We start from the raw sequence: 1,700 nt of genomic DNA, 5'->3' as shown, positions 1-1,700 counted from the left end.
TTGGTGCAACATCATTTGCGATGTTCTCAGGATCTCAAACTTCAGCATCAGCAGCAGGAGTTGGAAGAGTACCAATAAAATCTTTTGGTAGTTCAGGAAATACACAACCACTGAAACAAACAGAGACTCAAAAGAGCTTTAATGCAGCTTTGGCTAGTAGAAATGTTGAGGGGGCTGGTAAAGCTAAAATACCTGGACCAACTATTGATAGAAATACTGGTAAGGAAGTAGGTAGGTTTATTGGGGATAAAAAAGGAAATATTATGATTGAACCAAAGGGAGGAAGTACGGTTCCAGGAAAAAACCCAGTTGACACGCATACACTATACCCCAATAGGTCAAATTACCAAAGATTGAATCCAAGTGGGCATCCTAAAGACCCAACACCTCATGGGCATGGACATTTAGAAGGAACAGGACCTAATATGAAAGGTCAAGGTCCTTCAATAGATGTAAATGGTAACCAAGTAGATTTATGGAATCCTACAGCTCACTGGGAAATAAACAAGTAAGAAGGAGGCTTTATCAATGAATCCAAAAGAATTTATTAATACTATTTATTTAGGAGACAGGTTTTGCAAGAGTATTCTAATTGATGGTTATAATGAAAGAGTTAAAATACAAATTAATACGATTTCCAGAATACGTAGTGAGTCTGGAAATTGGGAGTACTACAATGATGAAAACATCGAAGATGGTTTGATTGTATTCACTGGAGTGAAATCAATATTGCTTGAACCTCAAGGATTTATTCCAAATGATGAAATTGAACTTGTAAGTGCTGAGTTGATTGAAGATGACGAGGAAAGTTTTATATTTAATATATCAGCGGCATCCTGTGACCAACAAGGAAGGTGTACTAGAGTTGAAATGAAAATAATAGCAGAAGCAATTCATTTAGAAGATCCAACGAGGCAAGGTGTTGAGATTAATGAGTAGTATAAAATTTCATTAATAAGCTTGAGCTATTCACTGCAAAACTCTAATTAAGCTGACTGCAGAACTTCGGAGTCTGATGGTGAAAGACTCCGCTCCTTCAGTTGTAACATTTTCAGATAAACTAAACAAGCAAAAGCTGGCCATAGAATATTAATAATGCAGTAAAAAGATGAAATGAATCAGCTGAAAGTTAAGTAGGCTGGTTCATTATTTTTTTGTTAGTTAACTAGATATAGATGATTAATAAAGGAAGTCCTCGACTCAATAATTCTACTTAAAAATTAATGGAATTAAGAATATAATATATGTAGTATGAAAAGCTAGAAAAGCACTAAAAAATAAAAAGAATTGGTGGAATAAAATATATAGATAAGATAGTTAAGTGGAATAATAAAATAATCAATAAATAAACAACCAAAATCATTCGATGAAATAAATAATTAAAAATTACAATACATCAATAAAGATAAAAACAAATATATATTATAAATTTGATAAGAGCTAATGTCCCAAGCAAGGAACATTGGCTCTTTTTCTAATTCAAAGAAATTGAAGCATACATGCAATAAGCAATACTAGTAAATCCATCATAAAGGCTATAGAATATGTTTATGCTGAGTTAAATCAACAAATTGAAACTTTGGACTATCAGAAAGTTATTATCATTTACTTGGAGGAATAGCAACAACAGCAAGCTCATTTGGTGCAACATCATTTGCGATGTTCTCAGGATCTCAAACTTCAGCATCAGCAGCAGGAGT

2 protein-coding genes are annotated in these 1,700 nt (G+C 33.2%); both read left to right on the top strand.

Annotation, left to right across the window (positions count from 1 at the left end):
- A partial coding sequence (locus BM119_RS20145) for a hypothetical protein (RefSeq protein ID WP_207647697.1) occupies nt 1–512 on the top strand: 512 nt, incomplete at its 5' end.
- Nucleotides 513–528: 16 nt separating this feature from the next.
- Nucleotides 529–939 carry a DUF6258 family protein gene (locus BM119_RS19440; RefSeq protein WP_090043343.1) on the top strand — a complete coding sequence of 137 codons (411 nt, stop codon included), beginning with the start codon at nt 529–531 and terminating at the stop codon, nt 937–939.
- The last annotated feature ends 761 nt before the right edge of the window (nt 940–1,700 follow it).

This window comes from Clostridium frigidicarnis, assembly GCF_900111985.1.
In the GTDB taxonomy this organism is placed as follows: domain Bacteria; phylum Bacillota; class Clostridia; order Clostridiales; family Clostridiaceae; genus Clostridium_Z; species Clostridium_Z frigidicarnis.
This window is presented reverse-complemented; position numbering and strand designations above follow the sequence as displayed.

Coding starts and splice junctions, on each gene's coding strand:
- BM119_RS19440 (WP_090043343.1), top strand. CDS start 529: ATGAATCCAAAAGAATTTATTAATACTATTTATTTAGGAGACAGGTTT.